General features: G+C 33.5%; 18 protein-coding genes. 7 read left to right on the top strand and 11 right to left on the bottom strand.

The genetic code is table 11. The annotated features are described in order from the left end of the window. Positions 1–2 precede the first annotated feature (2 nt). The 3 genes from AAYQ05_RS16850 to AAYQ05_RS16840 form a co-directional block, all read right to left on the bottom strand. Positions 3–3,119 (bottom strand): efflux RND transporter permease subunit, encoded by a 3,117-nt coding sequence (locus AAYQ05_RS16850; protein WP_343544556.1) that lies wholly within the window; start codon positions 3,117–3,119, stop codon positions 3–5. 50 nt (positions 3,120–3,169) lie between these two features. Further along, positions 3,170–4,264 (bottom strand): efflux RND transporter periplasmic adaptor subunit, encoded by a 1,095-nt coding sequence (locus AAYQ05_RS16845; protein ID WP_343544555.1) that lies wholly within the window; start codon positions 4,262–4,264, stop codon positions 3,170–3,172. A gap of 216 nt (positions 4,265–4,480) precedes the next feature. Further along, positions 4,481–4,840 carry a hypothetical protein gene (locus AAYQ05_RS16840; RefSeq protein WP_177209817.1) on the bottom strand — a complete coding sequence of 120 codons (360 nt, stop codon included), beginning with the start codon at positions 4,838–4,840 and terminating at the stop codon, positions 4,481–4,483. A 240-nt stretch (positions 4,841–5,080) separates the two neighbouring features. Here AAYQ05_RS16840 and AAYQ05_RS16835 point away from each other — a divergent pair, with 240 nt between their 5' ends. The 3 genes from AAYQ05_RS16835 (at position 5,081) to AAYQ05_RS16825 (ending at position 7,119) form a co-directional block, all read left to right on the top strand. Further along, entirely contained in the window at positions 5,081–5,440 is a 360-nt protein-coding gene (locus AAYQ05_RS16835) for a nuclear transport factor 2 family protein (protein ID WP_343544554.1), read from the top strand. Between the two features lie 184 nt (positions 5,441–5,624). Further along, a complete protein-coding gene (locus AAYQ05_RS16830) occupies positions 5,625–6,224 on the top strand; it encodes an REP-associated tyrosine transposase (protein WP_343544553.1) in 600 nt (199 codons plus the stop codon). 346 nt (positions 6,225–6,570) lie between these two features. After that, positions 6,571–7,119 (top strand): hypothetical protein, encoded by a 549-nt coding sequence (locus tag AAYQ05_RS16825; protein WP_343544552.1) that lies wholly within the window; start codon positions 6,571–6,573, stop codon positions 7,117–7,119. 156 nt (positions 7,120–7,275) lie between these two features. Here AAYQ05_RS16825 and AAYQ05_RS16820 read toward each other — a convergent pair whose 3' ends face one another. The 4 genes from AAYQ05_RS16820 to gnd all read right to left on the bottom strand — a co-directional run bounded on the left by AAYQ05_RS16820 (position 7,276) and on the right by gnd (position 13,003). Continuing rightward, the gene (locus AAYQ05_RS16820) at positions 7,276–9,000 is read right to left on the bottom strand and encodes a tetratricopeptide repeat protein (protein WP_343544551.1); all 1,725 of its coding nucleotides are present in this window, start codon (positions 8,998–9,000) and stop codon (positions 7,276–7,278) included. Between the two features lie 329 nt (positions 9,001–9,329). After that, positions 9,330–10,046 (bottom strand): 6-phosphogluconolactonase, encoded by a 717-nt coding sequence (gene pgl / locus AAYQ05_RS16815; protein WP_343544550.1) that lies wholly within the window; start codon positions 10,044–10,046, stop codon positions 9,330–9,332. Then, positions 10,030–11,559: a glucose-6-phosphate dehydrogenase gene (gene zwf, locus AAYQ05_RS16810; RefSeq protein WP_343544549.1), complete on the bottom strand. Its 1,530-nt coding sequence runs from the start codon at positions 11,557–11,559 to the stop codon at positions 10,030–10,032. The genes pgl and zwf overlap by 17 nt, the downstream gene beginning before the upstream one ends. 34 nt (positions 11,560–11,593) lie before the next feature. Next, positions 11,594–13,003, bottom strand: coding sequence for an NADP-dependent phosphogluconate dehydrogenase (gnd, locus tag AAYQ05_RS16805; RefSeq protein WP_343544548.1), 1,410 nt, complete (start codon positions 13,001–13,003; stop codon positions 11,594–11,596). Positions 13,004–13,436: 433 nt separating this feature from the next. Here gnd and AAYQ05_RS16800 point away from each other — a divergent pair, with 433 nt between their 5' ends. Both AAYQ05_RS16800 and AAYQ05_RS16795 read left to right on the top strand, forming a co-directional pair. After that, on the top strand, positions 13,437–13,931 hold the full coding sequence (locus AAYQ05_RS16800; RefSeq protein ID WP_343544547.1) for a hypothetical protein: 495 nt from the start codon (positions 13,437–13,439) through the stop codon (positions 13,929–13,931). Positions 13,932–14,036: 105 nt separating this feature from the next. Next, positions 14,037–15,890, top strand: coding sequence for a peptidase associated/transthyretin-like domain-containing protein (locus AAYQ05_RS16795; RefSeq protein WP_343544546.1), 1,854 nt, complete (start codon positions 14,037–14,039; stop codon positions 15,888–15,890). 99 nt (positions 15,891–15,989) lie between these two features. Here AAYQ05_RS16795 and AAYQ05_RS16790 read toward each other — a convergent pair whose 3' ends face one another. Both AAYQ05_RS16790 and AAYQ05_RS16785 read right to left on the bottom strand, forming a co-directional pair. After that, positions 15,990–17,066: a calcium:cation antiporter gene (locus AAYQ05_RS16790; protein WP_343544545.1), complete on the bottom strand. Its 1,077-nt coding sequence runs from the start codon at positions 17,064–17,066 to the stop codon at positions 15,990–15,992. Between the two features lie 377 nt (positions 17,067–17,443). Continuing rightward, a complete protein-coding gene (locus tag AAYQ05_RS16785; RefSeq protein WP_177209806.1) occupies positions 17,444–17,779 on the bottom strand; it encodes a winged helix-turn-helix transcriptional regulator in 336 nt (111 codons plus the stop codon). 335 nt (positions 17,780–18,114) lie between these two features. On the opposite strand from AAYQ05_RS16785, the gene AAYQ05_RS16780 reads away from it, so the two are divergent. Both AAYQ05_RS16780 and AAYQ05_RS16775 read left to right on the top strand, forming a co-directional pair. Next, the gene (locus AAYQ05_RS16780) at positions 18,115–18,858 is read left to right on the top strand and encodes an SDR family oxidoreductase (RefSeq protein WP_343544544.1); all 744 of its coding nucleotides are present in this window, start codon (positions 18,115–18,117) and stop codon (positions 18,856–18,858) included. 277 nt (positions 18,859–19,135) lie between these two features. Beyond that, complete coding sequence (locus tag AAYQ05_RS16775; protein ID WP_343544543.1) at positions 19,136–20,605, top strand: DUF8370 family protein; 1,470 nt, start codon at positions 19,136–19,138, stop codon at positions 20,603–20,605. A gap of 64 nt (positions 20,606–20,669) precedes the next feature. Here AAYQ05_RS16775 and AAYQ05_RS16770 read toward each other — a convergent pair whose 3' ends face one another. Further along, on the bottom strand, positions 20,670–22,859 hold the full coding sequence (locus AAYQ05_RS16770; RefSeq protein WP_343544542.1) for a DNA/RNA helicase domain-containing protein: 2,190 nt from the start codon (positions 22,857–22,859) through the stop codon (positions 20,670–20,672). Beyond that, positions 22,856–23,194, bottom strand: a complete 339-nt coding sequence (locus AAYQ05_RS16765) for a nucleotide pyrophosphohydrolase (RefSeq protein WP_343544541.1) — start codon at positions 23,192–23,194, stop codon at positions 22,856–22,858. The genes AAYQ05_RS16770 and AAYQ05_RS16765 overlap by 4 nt, the downstream gene beginning before the upstream one ends. Positions 23,195–23,197 lie beyond the last annotated feature (3 nt).

Raw genomic sequence — 23,197 nt, 5'->3', positions numbered from 1 at the left:
GTTTAATTTTTATTCATTCGTTTTTCCAATTTCGCAAACAGTATGTAAAGTCCCGGAATAATTAAAAGACCAAATACAGTTCCGATTAACATTCCTCCTGCAGCTGCTGTTCCGATGGAACGGTTACCAATTGCACCCGCACCAGAAGCGATACACAACGGAATTAATCCTGAAATAAAAGCAAAAGAGGTCATCAAAATAGGTCTAAAACGCAGTCTTGCTCCTTCAATCGCTGCTTCGACAATATCTCGTCCGAGCTTATTTTGTGCCATTGCAAACTCTACAATCAGAATGGCGTTCTTGGCAAGCAGACCTATCAGCATGACGAGTGCTACTTGAGCGTAAATGTTATTGTCAAGTCCAACCATTACAAGCGCAATATAAGAACCGAAAACTCCTACGGGAAGACTTAATAATACTGGGAACGGAAGCAATAAACTTTCGTACTGCGCGGCCAATAATAAGTATACAAAAAGTATACAAAGCGCAAAAATGTAAATGGTTTGGTTTCCTGATAAAATCTCTTCACGTGTCATACCAGACCATTCCAATTCGAAACGGCTAGGCAGTTTTTCGGCAGCAATTTTTTCAACAGCGGCAATCGCATCTCCAGAGCTGTAACCTTCGGCAGGTTCACCGTTAATCATAGCGGACATGTACATATTGTAACGTGTTAGAACCTCAGGTCCGTAAACTCTTTCTAATTTGATGAAAGTAGAAAACGGAACCATTTCGCCTGCGTCATTCTTCAAATACATATCTAAAATACTTTCTGGATTTTGACGGAATTGCGGACTTGCCTGAACCATTACTTTATACATTTGAGAGAAACGGATAAAGTTGGTAGCATAAAACGAACCTAACATGGTTTGCAAAGTTGACATGGCATTGTCTACAGAGATTCCTTTTTTGGCCGCCAAATCGTAATCAATATGAATTAAATACTGCGGGAAAGTAGCATCAAAACTCGAAAAAGAGTTCTGAATTTCTGGCGATGCATTCAGTTCTTTGATGAATTCTTTGGTTACTTTATCGGTATTGGTAATACTTCCTCCAGATTTATCTAGTAAACGAAGCTCAAAACCACTTGTATTACCAAAACCTGGAACTGTTGGCGGTGCAAAAATCTCGATTTGGGCATCGGAAATGTTTTTGGTTTTTTCTGTAAGCTCTGCCATAAATTCGGTAACCGAAATATCACGTTCGCTCCAGTCTTTTAGGTTGATCATTCCCATTCCGTATGAAGCACCTGCAATTTCAGTTACAATACTGTATCCCGCAAGAGTGGTTACGTTGTCGACACCTTTAATTCCTTGAGCAATTTTAGTTACTTCGTCCAAAGCTTTTTCAGTACGTTCTACCGTTGCTCCTTGTGGTGTTGTAACACTTACGTAAACCATTCCCTGATCTTCAGTTGGAATAAATCCTGACGCCAAAAATTTAGTTGTTCCCCAAGTTAATATGCAGAACAATACTAATAACCCAATAGTTACGGTGCTGCGATCAGCAAATTTTACTAATACTTTGATGTATTTTGAAGTAATATTATCAAACCAATGGTTGAATCTGTGAAAGAATCTGTCTAATAATGATTTTTTCTCTTTGTTAGGATCATGCGCTTTTAGCATAATTGCACAAAGGGCAGGAGTAAGGGTAAGGGCATTAATACCTGAAATTACGATACTTATCGCCATTGTCAATGAGAACTGCCTGTAGAAAACTCCAACAGGACCACTCAAGAATGCAACGGGAATAAATACGGCTGCCATTACAATCGTAATTGCAATAACGGCACCTGTAATTTCTTTCATGGCGCTAATGGTAGCTTCCATTGGTGACATATGTTCTTCGGAGATTTTTACGTGAACGGCTTCGACGACGACAATCGCGTTATCGACCACAATTCCGATCGAAAGTACTAAAGCGAAAAGCGTTAATAAGTTGATCGAAAATCCCATCATCGACATAAAGGTAAACGAACCAATAAGCGCGACAGGAACGGCCAATACTGGAATTAAAGTCGATCTCCAATCTTGAAGAAAAAGGAAAACTACAAATGCTACCAAAAGAAAGGCTTCAACCAAAGTTCTCAATACTTCATGAATCGAAGCGTCAAGGAAACGAGATACATCATAAGCAATGTTGAATTCCATTCCAGGGGGGAAAGAAGAACCTTTCAGTTCGGTCATTTTTTCTTTTACGCTCGCAATTACTTCAGAAGCATTCGAACCTGGACGTTGTTTCAACATGATTGATGCCGAAGGTTTTCCATCTGTTTTAGAAACCATTCCGTAACTCATCGCACCAAATTCAATTTTCGAAATGTCTTTCAATCTTAAAATAGTTCCGTCTGAATTGGCTCTTAACGGAATTTCTTCATATTGTTTTGGCTCGAAGAATTTTCCACCGTATTTAATTACGTATTGTAATTGATTGTTCATTTGTCCTGAACCTTCACCTACTTTACCTGGCGCGGCAGAAATGTTTTGTTTTTGAAGTGAAGCAATAACTTCATTTGCCGAAATATTATACGAAAGCATCTTTTCTGGATCTAACCAGACACGCATCGAATATTCTTTCTGCCCCATGATTTCGGCACGTCCAACACCATCAATACGCTTTAATTCCTGAAGAATATTAATATCCGTAAAGTTGAAGATAAACTGTTCATCTTGAGTTTTGTCGGTACTTGTAATGTTCAAGTACATCAACATACTGTTTACCTCTTTTTCGGTCGTAACTCCGGCACGAATTACTTCTTCTGGAAGTTCATCCAAAATCGTGGTAACCCTATTCTGCACGTTTACGGCAGCCAAATCGGGATCGGTTCCTACTTCAAAGAAAACTTGAATTAAAGTTAAACCATCGTTGGAAGTAACGGTTGACATATACGTCATTCCAGGCACACCATTGATGGCTCTTTCTAACGGAAGAGCAACAGCATTGGCAGAAACCTCTGCGTTTGCTCCTGTATATTTTGCTGTAACGGTTACAGACGGTGGTACAATATCTGGGAATTGGGTAATAGGGAGCTGAAACAATGCCAGCAATCCCAGAAGGACTATCATAACCGAGATGATTAATGACAATATTTTCCTTCTGATAAATAACTCTATCATTTTAAATGTTTTAGATAAATAATTAAATAACTGTTTTACAAGTCGATAACCTACATTTGTTTCATGTTGATTTTATCGCCGTCTCTTAATGATTGCGTACCTTCTTGTACAATTAGGTCATCGCTTTTTAGACCGTCATTTAAGATATACACATCATCTAGAGTCGTTTCAATGGTAACATTCGTCATTTTAACTACCCCATCTTTGTTCACGCGGAAAACGTATTGTTTGTCTTGAATAGAAAAAACAGCTTTCTGCGGAATTAAAATTGCATTGGTTTTTGGCTCCGAAATTATCAGTTTGCCAGAAGTTCCGTGCTTGATAAATCCTTGCGGATTGTGAAATTTTGCTTTGTATTGAATAGAACCAGTTTCTCTGTCGATTTCTCCGTCAGCGGTTCTTAATTCTCCTTTTTGTCCATAAACCATTCCGTTTGGCAATACCAATTTGATATCGCCTTGAGTGTTTAAGGTTTTGTCTTCCATCATTTGGAAATAGGTATTCTCAGGAATTGAGAAATAGGCGTACACATCGTCTAATTGAGAAACAGTAGTCAATAATGAACCGTTTTCGACTAAGCTTCCTTCTTTGAACGGAATACGGTCAATTGTTCCGTCAAATGGCGCGCGGATTGTGGTAAAACTAATTTGTTGATTGATAGCTTTTCTTTCGGCAGCTGCGTGCGCTAATTTCGCGGAAGCGGCGTCATTTTTTGCTTTCGATAATTCTAATTCTTTATCTGCAATTACTTTTTTATTGAAAAGGGTTTGCGCCTGTTCTAGTTCTACAGTTGCAATTCGTAAATCGGCTTTTGCGCTTTTGTAAACGGCTTCGGCTTTTAGCAATTGAATTTGAAGTTCAACATCACTTATTTTAAAAAGGATTTGCCCTTTTTTTACTTTTTGTCCTTCGCTAACGTAAACTTTGTCTAACAGACCTGGAATACGAACGTGAATTTCTACATTGTTTTTAGCATGTACATCGGCAACAAATTTGCTCGAAACTATGGTGTCTTTTAGAGTTACCTTATAAACAGGAACCGTTTTTATGTTGTTTGAATCTTTTTTTGCTTTATCACCGCACGAGACTAAAACGAATAAAGCCAAGGTGCATAAAAGAAATGGATTTTTATAAATGCTCATCATTAGGTTTAAATTTTTGAATAAATAGATGTGCTCCCTTGATATTAAAATATCGGGAGTCTGAATTTGGATTTTGAAAATAATAAGGTTTACGGATGCTTTTATTTGAAAAAGTACCGTTTTAGGGAAATGTTTTTATAGCAATAACAGCTCAATCACATACGTAAATGAGGTATTTTTCCAGAACACTAGAATATAAAAACGACGAAATTTTGTAGCCTAGAAAAGTTGGTACAAATGAAGATGAGGATGTCTTTCTATATGGTATATTGAAGCTATACCATAGATTAAGCTTTCTTTATAAAGCTTAAAATTAACCAAATTACTGAAATAAGGAGCTTTGATCGTACTTTGTTCTAAAGTAGTCGCTCTGCATTTCATTTTCTTTTTGAGCTTATAATGAACTTCTAGATTTTTAGAAGAAGAAAAGTCAGAAGAAAAAATCTGCGTGTCGTCTGCCGCAACGCTATCTAAAGTAATACAGTTGCTGAAAGTATAAATCGGCGAATACGTTTCGGTGCCTCTGAAAAAACAAAGCAGCGAAAGTAAAACGATATATATGAACTTAGTGGGTTTCATACAACTACAGCAGGAATTACAATTTTGTTTCTTAGAAAGTGGATTAATTATTCTCTAAAGTGCGCCAAATATAGTAATTTGAAAAACAAGGTTTCTTAAAATTTTTCTAAAAACCATGAGATTTAAAAATTTGATAATAATTGGAGTTGATTTTTAGGGGTTTGATATTTATTGAGATTTGTATTAAAAAGTTATTGTTTCTGTGCTACTTTTATAGAACTAATTAAAAAACAATCAAATATGTCAAATCAATTTCAACCAATAATAGAAAAGGCTTACAATGCTTTTAACGAAAGAAATATAGCTAATTGTTTATCTACAATGCAAGATGATGTACAATGGTCAAAAGCTTGGGAAGGTGGTTATATTAGTGGTCATGATGAAATTCGAGAGTATTGGACAAGACAATGGACAGAAATAAATCCGAAAGTGTTACCAGTTGGTTTTGATGAAAGAGAAAATGGAAGTTTAGAAGTAAAAGTTCACCAAACAGTAAAGGATCTTCAAGGTAATTTGATGTTTGAAGGATTTGTAAAGCATATTTATACTTTTGAAGACGGATTGATTAAAACGATGGATATTGAGTTAATTGAGAATTAATTATTTCCGCGCTCTGCAAAGAGTTCCAAACTGGAATTATAAAGCTGCGCAAATGTCTCTGACTTTGCGCATTTTTTTTCTGTCTTAGAATTTCTAAACGTGATAAAAGTCTCCGACTTTTTATGATTACTTCTAAAAATCCAATAAGTAAGAAAAATCATTATTTTTGAATAAAAAAAATCAAATGAAAGAAGGTTATGTTATTCGAGATCAAAAACTGCCTCATTTTATTACGCCAACAGTTGTAGACTGGATTGATGTTTTTACACGTCAATGTTATCGTGATATTGTTATTGAATGTCTGGATTACTGCATTAAAAACAAAGGAATGATTTTATATGGTTACGTAATTATGAGTAATCATATTCATTTAATAATACAATCTGAAGATGGAAAATTATCAGATTTGATAAGAGATTTTAAAAAGTTTATTGCAAAAAATATTTTGGAAAAGATTCAAAATGGTCCTGAAAGTAGAAGAGAGTGGATGCTGCAACGTTTTGAACTGGCAACAGAAAGCCATCAGAGAAATAAAAAATTCCAATTTTGGCAGTACGGAAATCACGCAGAAGAAATTTATTCAATAGAATTTATGTGGTCAAAGCTTCATTATGTACATTTGAATCCTGTGAGAGCCGGATTGGTAGCAAAAGCTTCAGATTACATTTATTCAAGTGCAAGTAATTATATAAGCGATTCGGGCTTATTAAAAATTGAGAAAGCGGATAATCCAATAGTTAATGTACTAGATCCGAAATCGATAAATCTTTATAACTCGTATTAGTTTAAAAGTCAGAGACTTTTTAGATGTTTTTGTGTTTTTGAGAAACATCAGAGGTGGCGCAAAGTCAGAGACATTTGCGCAGCGCTCTCAAGTAAGACTTTGGAGAGCAGGGGCCAAGAGGTGAATATAGAAGTTATTTCTCTTGATGATAGATAACTGGTATTCGTTTTAAAAGTCAGAGACTTTTTAGACGTTTTGTATTTTTAAAAAGTATTAGAGGTTGCGCAAAGGCGGAGACATTTGCGTAGTGCTAGCAAGAAGACTTCGGAGAGCTTGGGACATTTTCGTAGCGCTAGTAGGAAAACTTCGGAGAGTTGGGGAGAGGTTAATGCGTTTGGTTAAATAAATGGAATTAATGGTTCAACAATTAATACTAAGAAAAATGAATGGTAAGTTTATAATATTATTAATTTCATTGTTATTTTTAAATTGTAAAAATAAAGTCGATGGAGACGCAAAAAGTGATAATTTAAAAGAGCAAATAGCATCAGAATTTATAACAAAAAATATAAAAATTTTGATTGACTCAGTCGAAAATTTTGACATGAGTAAAGTTCCTAAATTTAAAGATATTAAAATAGAGAAATTAAAAATAGCTTTAGTGGATTCTATAGTAACAGACAAAAATTCTTTTGGTGCTTTTTTGAATTTTAAATTAGATGAGAAATGTATAGCAAATTATAAATCGGATTATGAAATAAAACTCGTCCCAAGAGATGACGAAGATTTAAAATACTTGTTTGTTCAATTTTCAAATTTTACATTAGAGGATAATATTGCTCAGGTCGTAGTAAAAAAACGAATAGGCATAAGCATGGAAAAAGACAAATATTATTTTGAGAAAATGAATAATAAATGGATCTTAAAAAAGAAACAGTTGTTGAGTATGGGGTAAAGTATTTTAATTTATGCTCCGCTCCGCAAAGAGTTCTGAATTTTAATTGAAAAGCTGCGCAAATGTCTCTGACTTTGCGCAATTTTTTTTGGTCTTAGAATTTCTAAACGTAATAAAAGTCTCCGAGTTTTTACGATGACATCTTAAAAAATAAAATCACTCCATAATACTAGAAGAATCCTTAATCTCAAAATCGGCATATTGCCAAGCATCATCAAAAGCGGTTTTAATTTTCAAAGCCTCTTTTTCTTTTTTCTGTTGATTTAAAGCATTATAAAGTCCGATTAAGGCGAAGCCGTTTTTTGGGAGCGTTTGTAAATCTTGTTTGTAGATTTTTTCAGCTTCGGCGTATTTTCCAGTTTTAAGTAAAACTGCGCCTAAATAATGTCTAACAGAGAAAAACCAATCTGGCGGTTCGTTGTAATTTAAATGATCTTCGATTGCGATTGCTTTATTTAAAAGAATAATTGCTTTATCCAAATTATTCTTTTTGGCTTCAACTCCTGCTGAAAGAACATTGGCAGCAATCTGAACAAGATCATAAGTGGTATTGATATTCCAAATGGTAACCTCTTTTAAGGTTTTGTCTTTTGCTAATTGGTTCAGAGAAGCAAGCTGTTTTTCGGCATTGGCAATATCATTTTTCCCAAGATAAGCCATTCCTCTTGCATAATGCCAAATCGCATTCGGATATACGAGGTCTTTTTCAGGTTGTGGAATCTCCATGATTTTATCCCACATCGAAAATTTTACAGAGATATAATATGGAATGCTATAATAATGTTGCAAAGTTCCCCAACCGGCTTCACGCATGATTTTAGGAGACATATGCTGCTGTAAGATTTGTGCCGATTCCCAAGCCAATTTTGAATTTCCTTCTAAAGCCGCTGTAGCCACCAAAAAATGATAATTGTGCGGATAATAGGCTAGAGGATAAGCGCCTTGTGCATTACAGGCGGTAGAATACAAACTATCAATTCTAACTGCTTCAATATTGGAAAGTGTGCCTTCGTGATAATCTCCTGTGCGAATGTAAATATGAGAAGGCATGTGCACCAAATGTCCAGAACCGGGAACTAAAGTTTCTAGTAATTTAGCACTTTTAAGTCCGTTTTCTGGATGTGAAGAAGCTTCTACCGCATGAACCAAAAAATGATGCGCGCCAGGATGCTTCGGATTTTTTGTAATCAATTCGTTTAAAACAGCTAGTATTTCTGGAGTCCATTTTTTAGGTATCCCAGTGCCTTTTTCATACAAATCCCACGGATGGAGATTCATTTGAGATTCCGCGTAAAGCGCGCCAGTATCGGGATCTGAGGGAAACTGAGTATATACTTTTTTCATCGCTTCGGCATAAGCTATGTCAAGCGGTTTTCTATCGGCAGGAGGATTTTTAGCATAACGCGTTAATAATGCATCAATCATAGCCATTTCTTTGGGAGAACATTTCGCAGAAAGTTTCTTAGCTTTTTGAGCCGCATCATAAGCACGCTGAAAATTATCTTCTTCCATTCCCGCATTGTAATTCGGACCTAAAACATAAGCAAAACCCCAATACGCCATAGCACAATTTGGATCTAAACGCGAAGCTTCATAAAATGATCTTGCTGCTTCGGCATGATTGAATCCGTACGCCAACATCATTCCCTGATTAAAGTATTCCTGCGCTTCAGGATTATTGGTTGTAATTTTAAAATTCACACCATCAAGACCTCTAAACTTAGGCGCTTTTTTGTTTTGGGTATACCAATCTTTATCGTTCGTTTTCGGAATATAACATCCTTGCGAAGCACTGACTTTAACTGATTTGGGTTCGGTGTTTTTTTCTTTACAGGAAATAAAAAGAAGAAAAACAGCAATTAAAAAGTAATTATATTTCATTGCAAAATGGATTTGAAATTATATAATCAGTGTAAAAGCTCGAGAAGAATAAAAATGATGCTTATAATCTAATAGATTGAAACGGAGAGTATTAAACAAAATTAAATAAAAAAGAAATAGGTTTCTGTAAATATTTGTTTTTCAGTGTTTTGCAATCAATTTTGAATTTATTTGAGCATATAGTTCTCCCGCAGATTTAGCAGATTCAGGAGATTTTGTTACTTATAATATCTGCCAAATCTGCAAGATCTGCGAGAGAAAAAAAATCAAAAAAATAAGGTCTACACTTTTCAGTATAGACCTTAAATTATATGGAAATAAACAATTTCTTAGTTTGTTCCAGCAGCAACTTTGTCCACCAAAAACAATAATTCGCCAGAAACAGGTTTAATCAATTGCATTGGATATAATGTTGGATTGTAAGCTCCAGTTGTAACTTCCTTTAAAGCGTTGATTTTCTTTTCTCCAAAAGCCACTACAACAATTTTTTCAGCTTTATTGATTAATGGAGCAGTAAGCGTGATGCGATACATTTTTTGCGGCGCCAAATAATAAGCATCAACCCATTTAGTTTGCTCTTCTAGAACCGCTTCACCTGGGAAAAGAGAAGCCGTGTGTCCGTCATCTCCCATACCTAAAAGAATCAAGTCAAATTTACCTTCTTCGCCCAAAACTGTTCTTATAGACTTTTCGTATTCAGCAGCATATTCTTCTGGTGTAACGCCGTCTTTGTACATTTCAAAAATGTTCTCTTGCGGAATAGGAACGTGGCTCAATAAAGTGGAGTAAGACATTTTAGCATTACTAAAATCATCGTTAAGCGGAACCCATCTTTCATCACCCCAAAAAATATAAACTTTACTCCAGTCTATTTTGTTTTTGTAAGCATCAGAAGCTAATAATTTGTAAATCCCAGCAGGAGAAGAACCTCCTGTAAGTACAGCTGTAAACTTGTCTTTTGCAGCAATTGCTTTCTGAGCCGATTCTACAAAAAGATCTGCTGCTGTAGTATTAATTTCTTCTATGTTATTATAAATCTGTATCATTTAAAACTTCTTCTTTTGTTTGTGTATTCGGAATCCATTTGTGGCCTTGGCGCGCTAACAATTCATCAGCTTCTTCAGGTCCCCAGCTTCCTGCTTTGTAATTTGGGAAATTCTTTGGAGGCGTTGTTTTCCAAACTTGCTGAATCGTTTCAATTGCATCCCAAGCTTCTTCCACCTGATCCCAACGCATAAATAGGGTAGGATCTCCTAATAATGCATCTGCAATTAAGGTTTCATAAGCTTCTGGCGACATTGTAGAACAAGAAAAATAATCAAAAACCATCTCTGCAGGTCTTAAAGACATCGATAAGCCCGGTTTTTTGGTCATAAACTGCAGTTTAATGTCCATTGAAGGCTGAATGTTGATAATCAATCGGTTTGGTGTCATGCCTTCTTTTCCGTATGAGAATGAAGAATGCGGCACTGGTTTAAACTGGATAATGATTGAAGACTGTTTTTCTTCCATTCTTTTTCCTGAACGCAAGTAGAACGGAATTCCCTGCCATCTCCAGTTGTCCAAATAGATTTTCATGGCAACATAAGTTTCTGTATTAGAATCTGGCGCAATGCCTTTATCTTGACGGTAACCCGGAACAGGAACTCCTTTTATTTCTCCAGCATCGTACTGACCTCTTACAATATAATGATCAACTTCTTCTGGTTTAATACGACGAATTGACTTCAAAACATCTGCTTTTCGATTACGAATATCATCAGCATTTAAAGAAGCAGGCGCTTCCATAGCTGTCATACATAAAATCTGAAACAAGTGGTTCTGAATCATATCTTTCAATGCTCCAACACCTTCGTAGAATCCGCCGCGTTCTTCAACGCCGACTTCTTCTGCAACGGTAATCTGCACGAAATCAATGAAATTACGGCTCCATAAAGGCTCAAACATTGAATTTCCAAAACGGAAAGCCAAAATATTCTGAACAGTTTCTTTTCCTAAATAGTGGTCAATTCTGTAAATCTGCTCTTCTTTGAAAGTCTGCGAAAGCATTTCATTCAACTCGATTGCAGAAGCTTTATCGTAACCAAAAGGTTTTTCAATAATGATGCGATCCTGTTTGGCATTCGCCGCAAGGCCAATTTTCTTGATGTTGCTTGAAATCGTTGAAATGAAAGAAGGCGTAATCGAAAGATAGAAAAGACGATTAGAACGTTCGCCAAAAGCAAGGTCAAAATTATTTATTTTTTCATTTAATCCAATATACGATTCTTCTTTATCGATATCAAGACTGTGGTACGAGATGTGCGAAAGAAATTTTTCTGTTTCTGGATCATCAATTCCTTTTCTTCTTGAGAATAGATTTAGATTTTCTGCTACATAAGCGCGAAAATCTTCATTGGTTTTTTCAGCTCTTCCAAGAGCAATAATCTGAAACTTTTCAGACATACGTCCGTCAAGGTACAGATTTTGAAAAGCGGGGAATAGCTTTCTCTTTGCTAGATCTCCAGTTCCACCAAAAATAACAATGATTGTTGGATTCTTTAGTTTATTTTTAGTCATTGTGTGGTTTAGTTGTGTTGTTTTTTTAGTTGTCTTATTCAGCCCATTGGGTATGGAAAACACCTTCTTTGTCGATACGTTCGTAAGTGTGTGCTCCAAAGAAATCACGTTGTGCCTGAATTAAGTTTGTTGGCAGATTTGCAGATCTGTAAGCATCAAAATAAGCCAGCGAATTCATTAATCCTGAAACAGGTAATCCTTTTTGAACTGCAAATTGAATTACAGCACGCATTCCTGCTTGATTTTCGGTTAGTTTTGAAGCAATTCCGTTATCTAAAAGCAAGTTTGGCAAGTCTGATTTTGCAACATAAGCTTTTCTGAAATCCTCTAAAATTGTCGCACGAATAATACATCCGCCACGCCAGATTTTAGCAACTGTTTCTAAATTTAAGCCATAGTTGTATTCTTTAGAAGCCGTGTGAAGCTGTGCTAAACCTTGAGCGTAAGTCACCACGATAGAAAAGAACAAAGCCGATTTTAAAGACGCAATTGCTTCGCTTTGAGAAACATTTGTTCCATCAGCGTTCCAAACTAATTTTGTAGCCGCTTCAATTCTTTCTGGTTTTGTTTTAGACATATCGCGCATGTTAACCGCTGCGTCGATTGTCGGAACTGGAACTTGTAAATCCATTGCATTTTGCGAAGTCCATTTTCCTGTTCCTTTAGATCTTGCCCAATCCGAAATTTTATTAATTAAAAGACCTCCGTCTGTATCTTCTTGTTTTAGGATTTTTCCAGTGATTTCAATCAGATACGATCTCAAATCATCAGTCTGGTTCCATTCTTCAAAAGTTTTCTGAATCGTTGCATCATCCAAGTTATAACCTCTTTTCATTAAGTCATAAATCTCAGAGATCAATTGCATGATTCCGTATTCAATTCCGTTATGAACCATTTTTACGTAGTTTCCAGCAGAACCATTTCCTAAATATTCTACGCAAGGTTCGCCTTCTACTTTTGCTGCAATTGCTTCAAAAATAGGACGTAATCTTTCATACGCTTTCTGATCTCCTCCTGGCATCATAGCAGGACCGAAACGAGCACCTTTTTCACCACCCGAAATTCCCATTCCGAAGAAGTGGATTCCTTTTTCAGATAATTCAATAAATCTTCTGTCAGTATCTGTAAAATAAGTATTTCCACCGTCAATAATAATGTCTCCTTTATCTAAGTGAGGCAATAAGCTAGCGATGGCGCTGTCAACTGGTTTTCCAGCAGGAACCAATAACATAATCGCTCTTGGCTGCTGAATAAGCTCTACAAAATGTTTTACATCTGTTGTCGCTTCAATAGTGTGATTAGCATCGGCTTCTTGTTGAAGAGAATTGACTTTTTCGGTGTCTAAGTCTAAACCTGCAGCCGCAAAGTTATGGCTGGCGATATTTAAAAGTAAGTTACGACCCATTACGCCGAGTCCTACAATTCCAAAATCAAATTTGCTCATAGTTTTCAATTAACTAAATTATTAGAAGAATGTTTTTGCAGCAAAAAGTAAGAGAAAGTATGGTAATTCTTTTTCATTCAATGTTTTGCCAAAAAACAATGGTTATTTTAATCTTACATTTCAAAATGTAGAGCGCTAAGTTAGAGAAAAATGCTGAAAAATGAGGGGTAAAATCGTTCAGTTTTGGTCTTTATTGTGATACTTTTTATGTGTAAAAATAACATTTATTATTCCTGTTTTTTATCAGTTTATGTTACTAAAACGTTGTAATAGTACGATTGTTTGGTTATGAGTTTCTAATAATTTACTTTCGATATGATTTTCCTTTATTGATGATATAATCATAGTAAAAGAGATAATTTGAAAACGTTTATAAAAATTGAAATTTATTCGCATTTTTTAATATGTACAATATGAATAATAATTTGAAATTTTGAAAAAAATACTAATCTCCTTTTTAATTTTCGCTTTTGTTTGCAATGTAATAATTTCATTAACAATAACAATTGGAAGTATCTGTTCCCACAGCTATTTGAGTGAATATGAAAATTTAAAAAGCTTTAGAAATAAAAAATTATACATGAGTGATGATTTTTTATTGATAAAGAAAATTTCTGAAGATACAGGAACAGGTGAAGGAACTCGATTATCTTACCTTGTAAAAGGGATAGTTTTGAGTAACAATTCTAAATTAGAATTAAGAGTAACTAAACTTGATTACCTTCAATCAAGTTTTAATAAACAGCCTCTTTATAAAAGTAAATTAACTGGAGATTTTTTTTTAAAGAATGCTCCTGAGGAATATTATAATTCTGAAATAAATTCTTTTTATGTAAATATTTATTTTAAAATTTCTTTTTATTTAATAGTTGGACTAATTGTATTTCTCGTAATTCAGTACGTAAAAAAACGAAGATATAGAATATGAGAAGCGAGCCTCTCAATTGTGATTTTTTTTGTCTTATTTTTTGCGAATACTTTTATTAGCAGCATCTTCATGCTCGTAAGAAAAAAGATGTAAAAAATTATAAAAATGGTTATTGAAAATATAGGAATTGGGGTAATTTTGGAAACCCAATCATTGGATCCAAGATTTAATTCATTAAAGTATTATATCCTTTTTATGCCAAGAAACATAAAGTTTGTTTTTACAGCCGTCTTTTTAACCCTTACTTCGGGTATCTTTTTTAAAGCAAATGCACAATCGGTACTAGAAAATGAAATTTCTATTCAAGCAGATAAGAAACCATTAGGCAGTGTTTTGGACTTAATGGAAGAAAAAGGAAATTTTAGATTTGCTTATTATGGCAAACTGGCTGTAAAAGATAGCGTCGTTAGCATTCATGCCGATAATAATACCATAAAAGGAGTTTTAGATCAGTTGTTAGGTGCTAAATATGAATTTAAAGAATCGCCAGGATTTGTTATTGTTCGTTATGCGCCTTTAGAACTTGCTTTGGTGTTAGAAAAAAACACTGTTATGAGTGACGGACAGCAAATTGTTATTGGTTATATTGTAGATACACAAACCAATAATCGTATTGAAAATGTGAGTGTATTAGAGAAGAATGCACTAGTGTCTACCTTAACCAATAAAGATGGTTTTTTTGAACTTCGATTAAAAAATGCACCTCAAGCTATAGAACTTACAGCCGTTAAGGAGAATTATAAAACGGTAACGATGGTATTTCTTTCTGAAATTAAAATTCAGATGGGAGACAAAAAAAATAAAACAGATTATATTGATGGTGATTTCTCTGAAATTGAAAGATCAGGAATTGGCCGTTTCTTTATTTCCTCCAAACAAAAAATACAAGCGCTCAATCTAGGAGGATTTATTTCTAAGGTTCCTTTGCAGGCTTCTTTAATTCCGAGTATCAGTACAAGAGGAATGCTGAATACGCAGATTGTCAATAATTTTTCGCTGAATATATTAGGAGGTTATAATGCTGGAGTTCGCGGGCTTGAAATGGCAGGACTTTACAACATCAATCGTATGAATGTTGACGCGCTTCAAATAGCCGGAATATTTAATACCGTTGGAGGATCTGTAAACGGAGTTCAGTTAGCCGGAATCTATAATAATGTTTTTGGCAATTTAAGAGGATTGCAAGTAAGTGGTATTCATAATAGTGTCAAAGGTTCGCAAGTCGGTTTGCAAATGGGCGGTATCTACAACAATGTATATAAAGATTCTAAAGGACTTCAAATTGCAGGAATTGGTAATACAGTAAAGGGTTCTCAAAATGGATTACAGCTTTCGGGAATTTACAATATTGGAAAAGATACCGTGCGAGGTGCTCAAATTACAGGTCTTTTTAATTATGCTAAAGAATTGCATGGAGTCCAATTTGGATTAGTTAACATTACAGATTCACCGTCTGGTTATAGTTTTGGTTTGTTAAACTTTAAAAAAGGCGGTTATAAAAAAATCAGTATAACGAGCAACGAAATTTCAGATATAAATCTTGCTGTAAAAACAGGAGATCATAAAATGTATACTATTTTAATGGCGGGAAGAAGCGATAGAACCGATGAAGAAAAACTATTCTCTTTCGGAATCGGACTAGGAAAGAACATTCCGTTAGGGAAACGTTTTACTTTTAATCCCGAATTTAGCACGCAGTATCTTTATTTAGGAAATTGGGACATTTATAATTCCTTATCTAAATTTGATTCTCCCTTTTCTTTTCAATTGTGTAAAGGTGTAGCGCTATCTGCAGGACCTTCTTTAAATTTCTATTGGTCTGAGAAACAAGATAAAAATGGCAATATAAATACTTCTACATTTGTTCAGGATCGTACCAAACGCTATACTATAATCAATAATAATAGCAAAGATATTCTGGGATGGATAGGATGGAGTTTTGGATTGACACTGTTCTAAAAAATGATAAAAAAATCCTGTAAATATTGGTTTTACAGTTTAGAGTCGCCAGGAATCGAATCCGAATACACATTTAAGCAACTAAAATTAATTGAAAGCTTAAGGATAAATCATCAAAAACATATAAGCAAACAAATTGACTAAAAGCACAACGCCGTAAACGATATTCGATTTTCCTTTGCTAAGAGAAAGCATTACGGTAAAAACAGACAGTGCCAAAAGAACAATAGATTTAATATCAAGTCCTAAAACAATAGGAATTCCCAATAAGATACAAACGAGCGCAACAGTTGGAATAGTCAAACCAATACTGGCAAGTGCAGAACCTAAAGCTAGATTTAGACTCGTTTGCAATCTGTTCTTTTTGGCTGCAATTATCGCGGCGATGGCTTCTGGCAATAAAATGATGATGGCGATTATAACCCCAACCAAAGATTTTGGAAGATTGTGACTTATAATAATAGTTTCAATAGTAGGTGAAAGGGTTTTGGCCAGTAAAACCACAATTCCTAAGCTCACTAATAAAAAGACTAGGCTAGTGTAAAATGTTTTGTTATTGATTTCAATTGGATGTGTTTTAGATTCGTCTTCGTTTGTAGTATTGGTTAGAAAATATTGGCGATATCCTTTGGTTTGTGCAAATAAAAAAGAACCGTAAATAATAAGACAGGCAATCGAAGCAAAAATGAGCTGAGGGGTTGAATAATAAGAACCGTGAACACTTTCTGTAAATGTTGGAAACACTAAAGTAAATACAATAATCGAAATAAGCGAAACTAAACCAATGGTTACCGAAGAAGGAGAGAAATTCTGTTCGTAATGTTTAATGCTTCCAATAAGAAGACACAAACCTATAATTCCATTTAAGATAAGCATAGTTGCAGCATAAACCGTATCTCTGGCCAAAGAAGCTGCCTCTGAACCTTCAGAAAGCATTAAAGAAACAATAATAGAAACTTCAATTACAGTGATCGAAATAGCCAAAATAATAGTTCCGTAAGGTTCTCCAACACGTTCGGCAATAATTTCTGAATGATGTACAGCCGACATCACACTTAAAATAAGCAGAATACTTGCAACGATTTGAAAAATAGTGCTGTTTACTATCAGTCCGCTAAATAAGAGCGCCCATGAGAGAATCGGAATTATGATGGTCCACTGTAATAATTGTTTCATTTTTTGTAGTTTTTAGAATAATAGGACAAAAGAACAGGCGTTTGCCTTTTTTGTAAGATAGAACTTTTATAGCTAAAAATGATAAAAAAAGGCAGTTTTAAGCGCTTTTTAAGTTTATTAGGGCGTTTTTTGAATCAAAAAACAGATTTTTGACCAAATAAAATTACAACTCAATTTAAGAATTTTTAAACGATTTCTTTCGTTGCGATTTTCCTAAGCTGTATAAACTTTGTCAAAGTTTCGAACTTTGACAAAGTTGGCTTTGTGTTTAAACAATTTTAGCGATTCTCTATTTTTCTCTCGCAGATTCAGCTGATAAAGCAGATTTTTTTAATTTGTATAATCTGCGAAATCTGCAAAATTTGCGAGAGAATATTTTAAGAATTTCGGATAATCTCCTTCCGATGCGATTTTCCCCATTTGATCATTTCTTCGATTACAGGACCAAAAGATTTGCAATAAGGTGTCGATTCGTATTTTACCTGAATTTCGGCATCGCGATCTTCGGTTCTTTTAATCAGCATGTTCAATTCCATTTCTTTGAGTTCTCGCGAAAGCATACGTGTCGTAATTCCTGGAATACTGCGTTCGATTTCCCTGAAACGATGATTTCCGTTGCAGATGGAGTTGATGATTGGCAAACGCCATTTTCCGCCCAAAACATGCAACGTGTCCTGAAGCGCTTGTACTTCTTCTTTCTGGTTTCTTTCCATTTTGCTTAATTTTTATCAAAGTTTTTCTGCCACGACTCGACCGAAGGGACAGACGAAGTAATTCACGAATTTTTTCTTTTTCAAAGTTTTTCCTCACGAATTATATTGATTGATATTCAATCAATACAATTCGTATAATTAATCACATTTTTAGGCATAGATTATAAAAATAAATTCGTGACTCGAGCGACAGCGAATAGGCGGAGCAATTCGTGGCTATACTTTTTTCCATTGAAAAATCAAATTATTTAGTTTGGTATACTCCATGACACTGGTTACAAAGTTATATCAATTTGAATTTAAATTTGCCAAATAAACTTTAAATAATCAAAAAGATGGAAAATCTAAAAAATAAAACAGCCGTTATAACAGGCGGAAACAGCGGAATAGGTTACGCAACAGCCAAACAATTAAAAGAGCAAGGCGCAAACGTAATTATTACAGGAAGAAGAAAAGAGGCGATAGAAAAAGCAGCTTTAGAACTAGGCGTTACAGCCATCACAGCAGACCAATCGAATATTTCGGATATCGAAAAACTGGCCACTCAGGTAAAAGCCGATTTCGGTTCGGTTGATATTTTGTTTATCAATGCTGGAATCGCGGGTTTAGGAACAATTGAACAAACTACAGAACAGTTGTATGACAGCATTATGAACGTGAATCTGAAAGGTGCTTTTTTCACTTTAAGCAAATTTATCCCAATTTTGAAAGATGGCGCTTCGGTGGTATTTCTTTCTTCAAATACTGCGAGTATGCCAGGCCCGGGATCTTCGGTTTATTCGGCGAGTAAAACAGCTTTGAATTCGTTTATGAGATCCGCTGCTTTAGAATTAGCGCCAAGAAAGATTCGTGTCAATTCGGTTAGCCCAGGACCAACCCAAACCGAAGTCATGAACAAAGTAGGCCTAGACGAAGCCACTGTAAAAGGTATTATGGATGTCGTAGTAGAAAAAGTCCCTCTAAAACAAATGGGAAGGGCAGAAGATGTGGCTAAAATGGTTTCTTATCTAAGTAGTGATGTTGCAGTGTTTATGACTGGGGCTGATGTTATTATGGATGGTGGGATGAGTTTGGGGTGAATTATTGTTGTTTGATTTAAAATGAAAAATGAGCTTGCAGAAAATGTAGGTTCATTTTCTATTTTAATTGATTTTAATATTTTGAAATTAAAAATACCTTAAAAAAGACTAATGCTGAAGAAAGATAAAAACACGTATAACTACTTGTTAACTTATTTGTTTTTATTTTATAAAATTGCTATTGCATTATAATTTAATGTATTACGGATTTCCATAAATTAAATTTACGGGAAAAAATAATCTTTGTTTTAAATAGTAACAGTAAAAATTTAAGGTTATGAAAATATACTTTACAGATTTTTTTAATGTTGAAGTAGAAACATTAGAAAACTATGGCGCATTTAATATTTCTTTAATAAATGATTTGCCTCTTTTTATTGATCCATTTTTGTTATTTGGAAATAAGAAAAAGGAATATCAAAATTTACATGATGATATAATTAAGTATTTAACTTTTTTAAAAGGAAAAGCAGAAACGGGAAGAAATAGAAAGCATCAAGTGCAATCATGGTATTTATTTCCTGAGGTTAAACAAAATTGGTTTGGGTATAGTAAAGTTGGCAATAAAGGAAGTGGATTAGGTAAAAAATTTGGTGATGCTTTTTCTTCATCTATACATATTGTTTTTGATGATTTAGGTAAAGAAGTGGTAAATCAGACTTCTCACCTTGAAAAAGCGGGATTGTTTGAAATAGGAGTTGGAAAAGATAATATTAGTGATTTTACAACAAATTTAATTAAACAATTTTTGTTAGAATACACTGAAAAATTTTCATTGGAAAATATTGAAACTAAATTTTTACGTAAAGTTTATGTTGAAAAAGTGTTTTTTGATTATAAGTTTGAAAGATGGATGCCTAAAGAATATACTTTGCCATATATTTATGGAGATTATGTTATGCTAACGCCACGAGATTTACTAACAAAAGATGATAACTGGATAAATAGTAAAGACTTGCGAGGAAATTTTACAGGAATACTTACAGGGATACCAAATGAACAATTGAGACACGAAGTTTTTAATTATTATTTTCAAGTTTTGCCTAAAGTTGAAGAGAATAAGAAAAATTCTCAAAAAGAAATTTCGACAGCGATTCATAAAACAATCAAGCAATTTCCTGAAATTATAAAATATTATATTAAAATTAAGGAAGAGAATAAAGAAGGAGCTAAAAGTATTTCAGAATCAAAGGTAGAAGAAGTAGAAACCTTATTTATAAGTCAAGTTCAAAATTTTGTAGAATTATTATCAAATACGAAGTTTTATAAAATTCCAGCAAAAAGCTCTTATGCTGAAGCTTTAGATAGGATAGTATATTTAAAAAAAGTTATTGAAGACAATGATGGTTATAGACTTTTTTATATCGGTGGAGTTCCAATTAAAAGAGAAGAAGATTTACAAATTATTTATAGACTCACATGGTTTGCTTCTGATTTTGATGTTAATAGAGAAACTAATAATGGTCGTGGTCCTGTTGACTATGCTGTTTCAAAAGGATCAAAGGATAAAACCCTTATTGAGTTTAAATTAGCTTCTAATTCTAAGTTAAAACAGAATCTTGAAAACCAAGTGGAAGTTTACGAGAAAGCTAACAATACAAATAAATCAATAAAAGTTATATTATATTTTGATATAATAGAATACAATAAAGTTGTAGCAATATTGAAAGAATTGAAACTAAATAAATCGCCAAATATTATTTTGATAGATGCTGGTAGAAAAGTATCTGCATCCAATGTTAAATGATGGCTTTATTTCACAAATTGCTTTTGCTTAGATACTGAAACTAGTCTATAAAGTTGCATTTCATTTACAGAATACACTCAAAGATTCCGATAACTTTTAAGTTTACTAATTCATCATTACTTAAGTGGATGTCTTTATAGTTAGGATGATAAGAAAGAGGTTTTAAAATAATTTCTTGATGACTCCATTGATTATTTTCAATATTTTTTTTACTGTGATATTCTTTTACAGTATAGCCAGCACCAAAATCAGCATCTTGAATGTTTGCACTTTCTACTAATACTATTTTCCCATTTCGTGAACCACCATAATCCCTTTTAAATAAACAATATGAATGGTTTGGAATTTTTTTATTCATAGATTCGCCTTCAATTTTACATACAAAATAACCTTCCTTTGCAGCAATGTTAAAAGGCAATTCAACCCATTCGAAATCTGAATGTATTTGTAAATCACTGAAACTACCTGCGGCAGCGGTAACATCAACTAAAGGAACAGAATTAACATATGGTTTCACTTCTGAAAAAGGTAATATTCTAAAAGGAATTTTATATTTAAAAGTTTCAATGTTGTTTTTTAAATAATTACGTAGATTTTCATTACAAGCATAAACAAAGGTTCCTTTAATTCCTCTATACATTATCGTTTTATAAATATTGATAATGTAAACCTTTAAATCTTCTAAATTATTTATTCCATTTTTACCATATTTATCGAAATACATTTTGGCATCAACAACTATTTCTCTTGTATTTGTATCATAATCTATCTCTCTTCCAAAGATAATTCCTGTATAATTCAAGTCATACCCTTGAACAGTATGTATAGAGCCAACTTCCTGAAAAGCATTTTGTGAGTTTACCCAATCTTTTTCAGTTTGATTCCATTGAAATTGTAAGCCATCTATTTCAATATCTATAGCATTTTTATCAATTTTTGATTGCCATGGCCATGCATATCCGGCTACCAATCTACATAAACCATGACTTTCCTCTTTTATTTTGAGTTCATTATACAAATCATTTAATGAATCGAAATGTATTAATTCATAATTTTCAATTTGAAAGAATTCTGTTTCTTTCCTTTTGTTATGAAGTAATTCGTCAACGAAAGAAATATAATTATTTCCTCCCTTAACTCTCATTTGTGAAGTCAATGTAAGATTTAGAGTTTTTTGATCGTTCAAAAGCTTAGTAAAATGATTTTCATCAATATCAGAAGGTTTTACAGATTGAGCAGAATCGTAAAAGAAAACTTGATTTTTACTGTTATTTAATATCCAGTCTAATTCATTTCCTGAATCATCTAATCCTAATTTTAGATTATTTTTTTTAAAAGCTCCCATCCAACCAATATTCTTGTATTGCCTCAATCGATGTGCCTCATCTACAATTAACAAATCATATTTTTCATTTAGATTAAATGTCTCCGAAGGATTAATAATCATTGACGGTTTTAAGCCAGGGACTTTTCTAAAAACATTTTTTAATGACTCTCTTAAAGAAGTCATTGCAATTACTAACCCAATTTTGGCGTTCGGATATTTTGATTGAAAAGATCTTATATAACTTATTTCTCTTAATTCATCATCGTTATATTCTTCCAAATCTTCTGAAACATCAGAATGCAAAAGTTTTATTAGATACGTGGCAAGAATAGTTTTACCAGTTCCTGCGCTGCCCTTAATAAAAATTCTGTTAGACTCTTTTAAACATAGGCCATTTAAAATTTCTAAAACAGAATTGTATTGATCTTCATTTAATGATTTGTATGGGGAATATTTAAAAAGTTCAGAATTTTCAATTTCAGTGAGAGATTTACTGACAATTTTCTTTTCAATAAGTTTATTCCATATTTCTTTGAAAAGATCTTTGTATAAATCTTTCTGGTAATAATTATGATTAACCAATCCATAATTTCCATTTTGAAGTTGATAAGTTCCTTCAGAAGTAATGTATTGTATCAAATTTGATTCAATGTCTAAAGTTGCAGATTTATTAAACTTATCACTTCCTATAATCGAAATTTTATTTAAAACGTTGGACTTTTTTGGATTACTGAGATGATTTTGAATTCTATTATAAGCATTGGTTGATTCGCCAACATAGGCAATGCGTTCTGTTTCATTTTGAATGAAATAAACTAATGGCCATTGGTTTTTTACCCAAAGATTTTGGCTTATTTTAGATAAAGAATTTCTATTAAAATCATATTGTTCAGAAACCTCAATAGACAATCCAAATGATAAATTCATAGTTCGTTATATTTCTTAGCTGTTCCTTTAGCCTTATCTACAGGATATTTTTGAGCATTCTTTTTTATCTTTTCTGAAACAATGTCAAAAACATCTAGATTGTGTTTCTCAGCAAGCAAAAAAGTATAGGAAAGTATGTCAGCTATTTCTTCTTTTAAGCGATCTTTATTGATATTTTCTACTTCGTTATCTTTTTTCCATAAAAAAAGCTCATTTAATTCAGCAGCTTCAAGAGAAATAGCTAAAGCTAAATTTTTTGAGTCATGGAATTGTTTCCAGTCTCTTTCATTTCTAAATTGAATTAATTCATTAATGATTTTATTGTACTTATCCATAAC

Source organism: Flavobacterium movens (genome assembly GCF_039581425.1).
GTDB lineage: Bacteria > Bacteroidota > Bacteroidia > Flavobacteriales > Flavobacteriaceae > Flavobacterium > Flavobacterium luteolum.
Note: the sequence above shows the minus strand (reverse complement) of the source record. Positions and strands in the feature narration are given on the sequence as shown.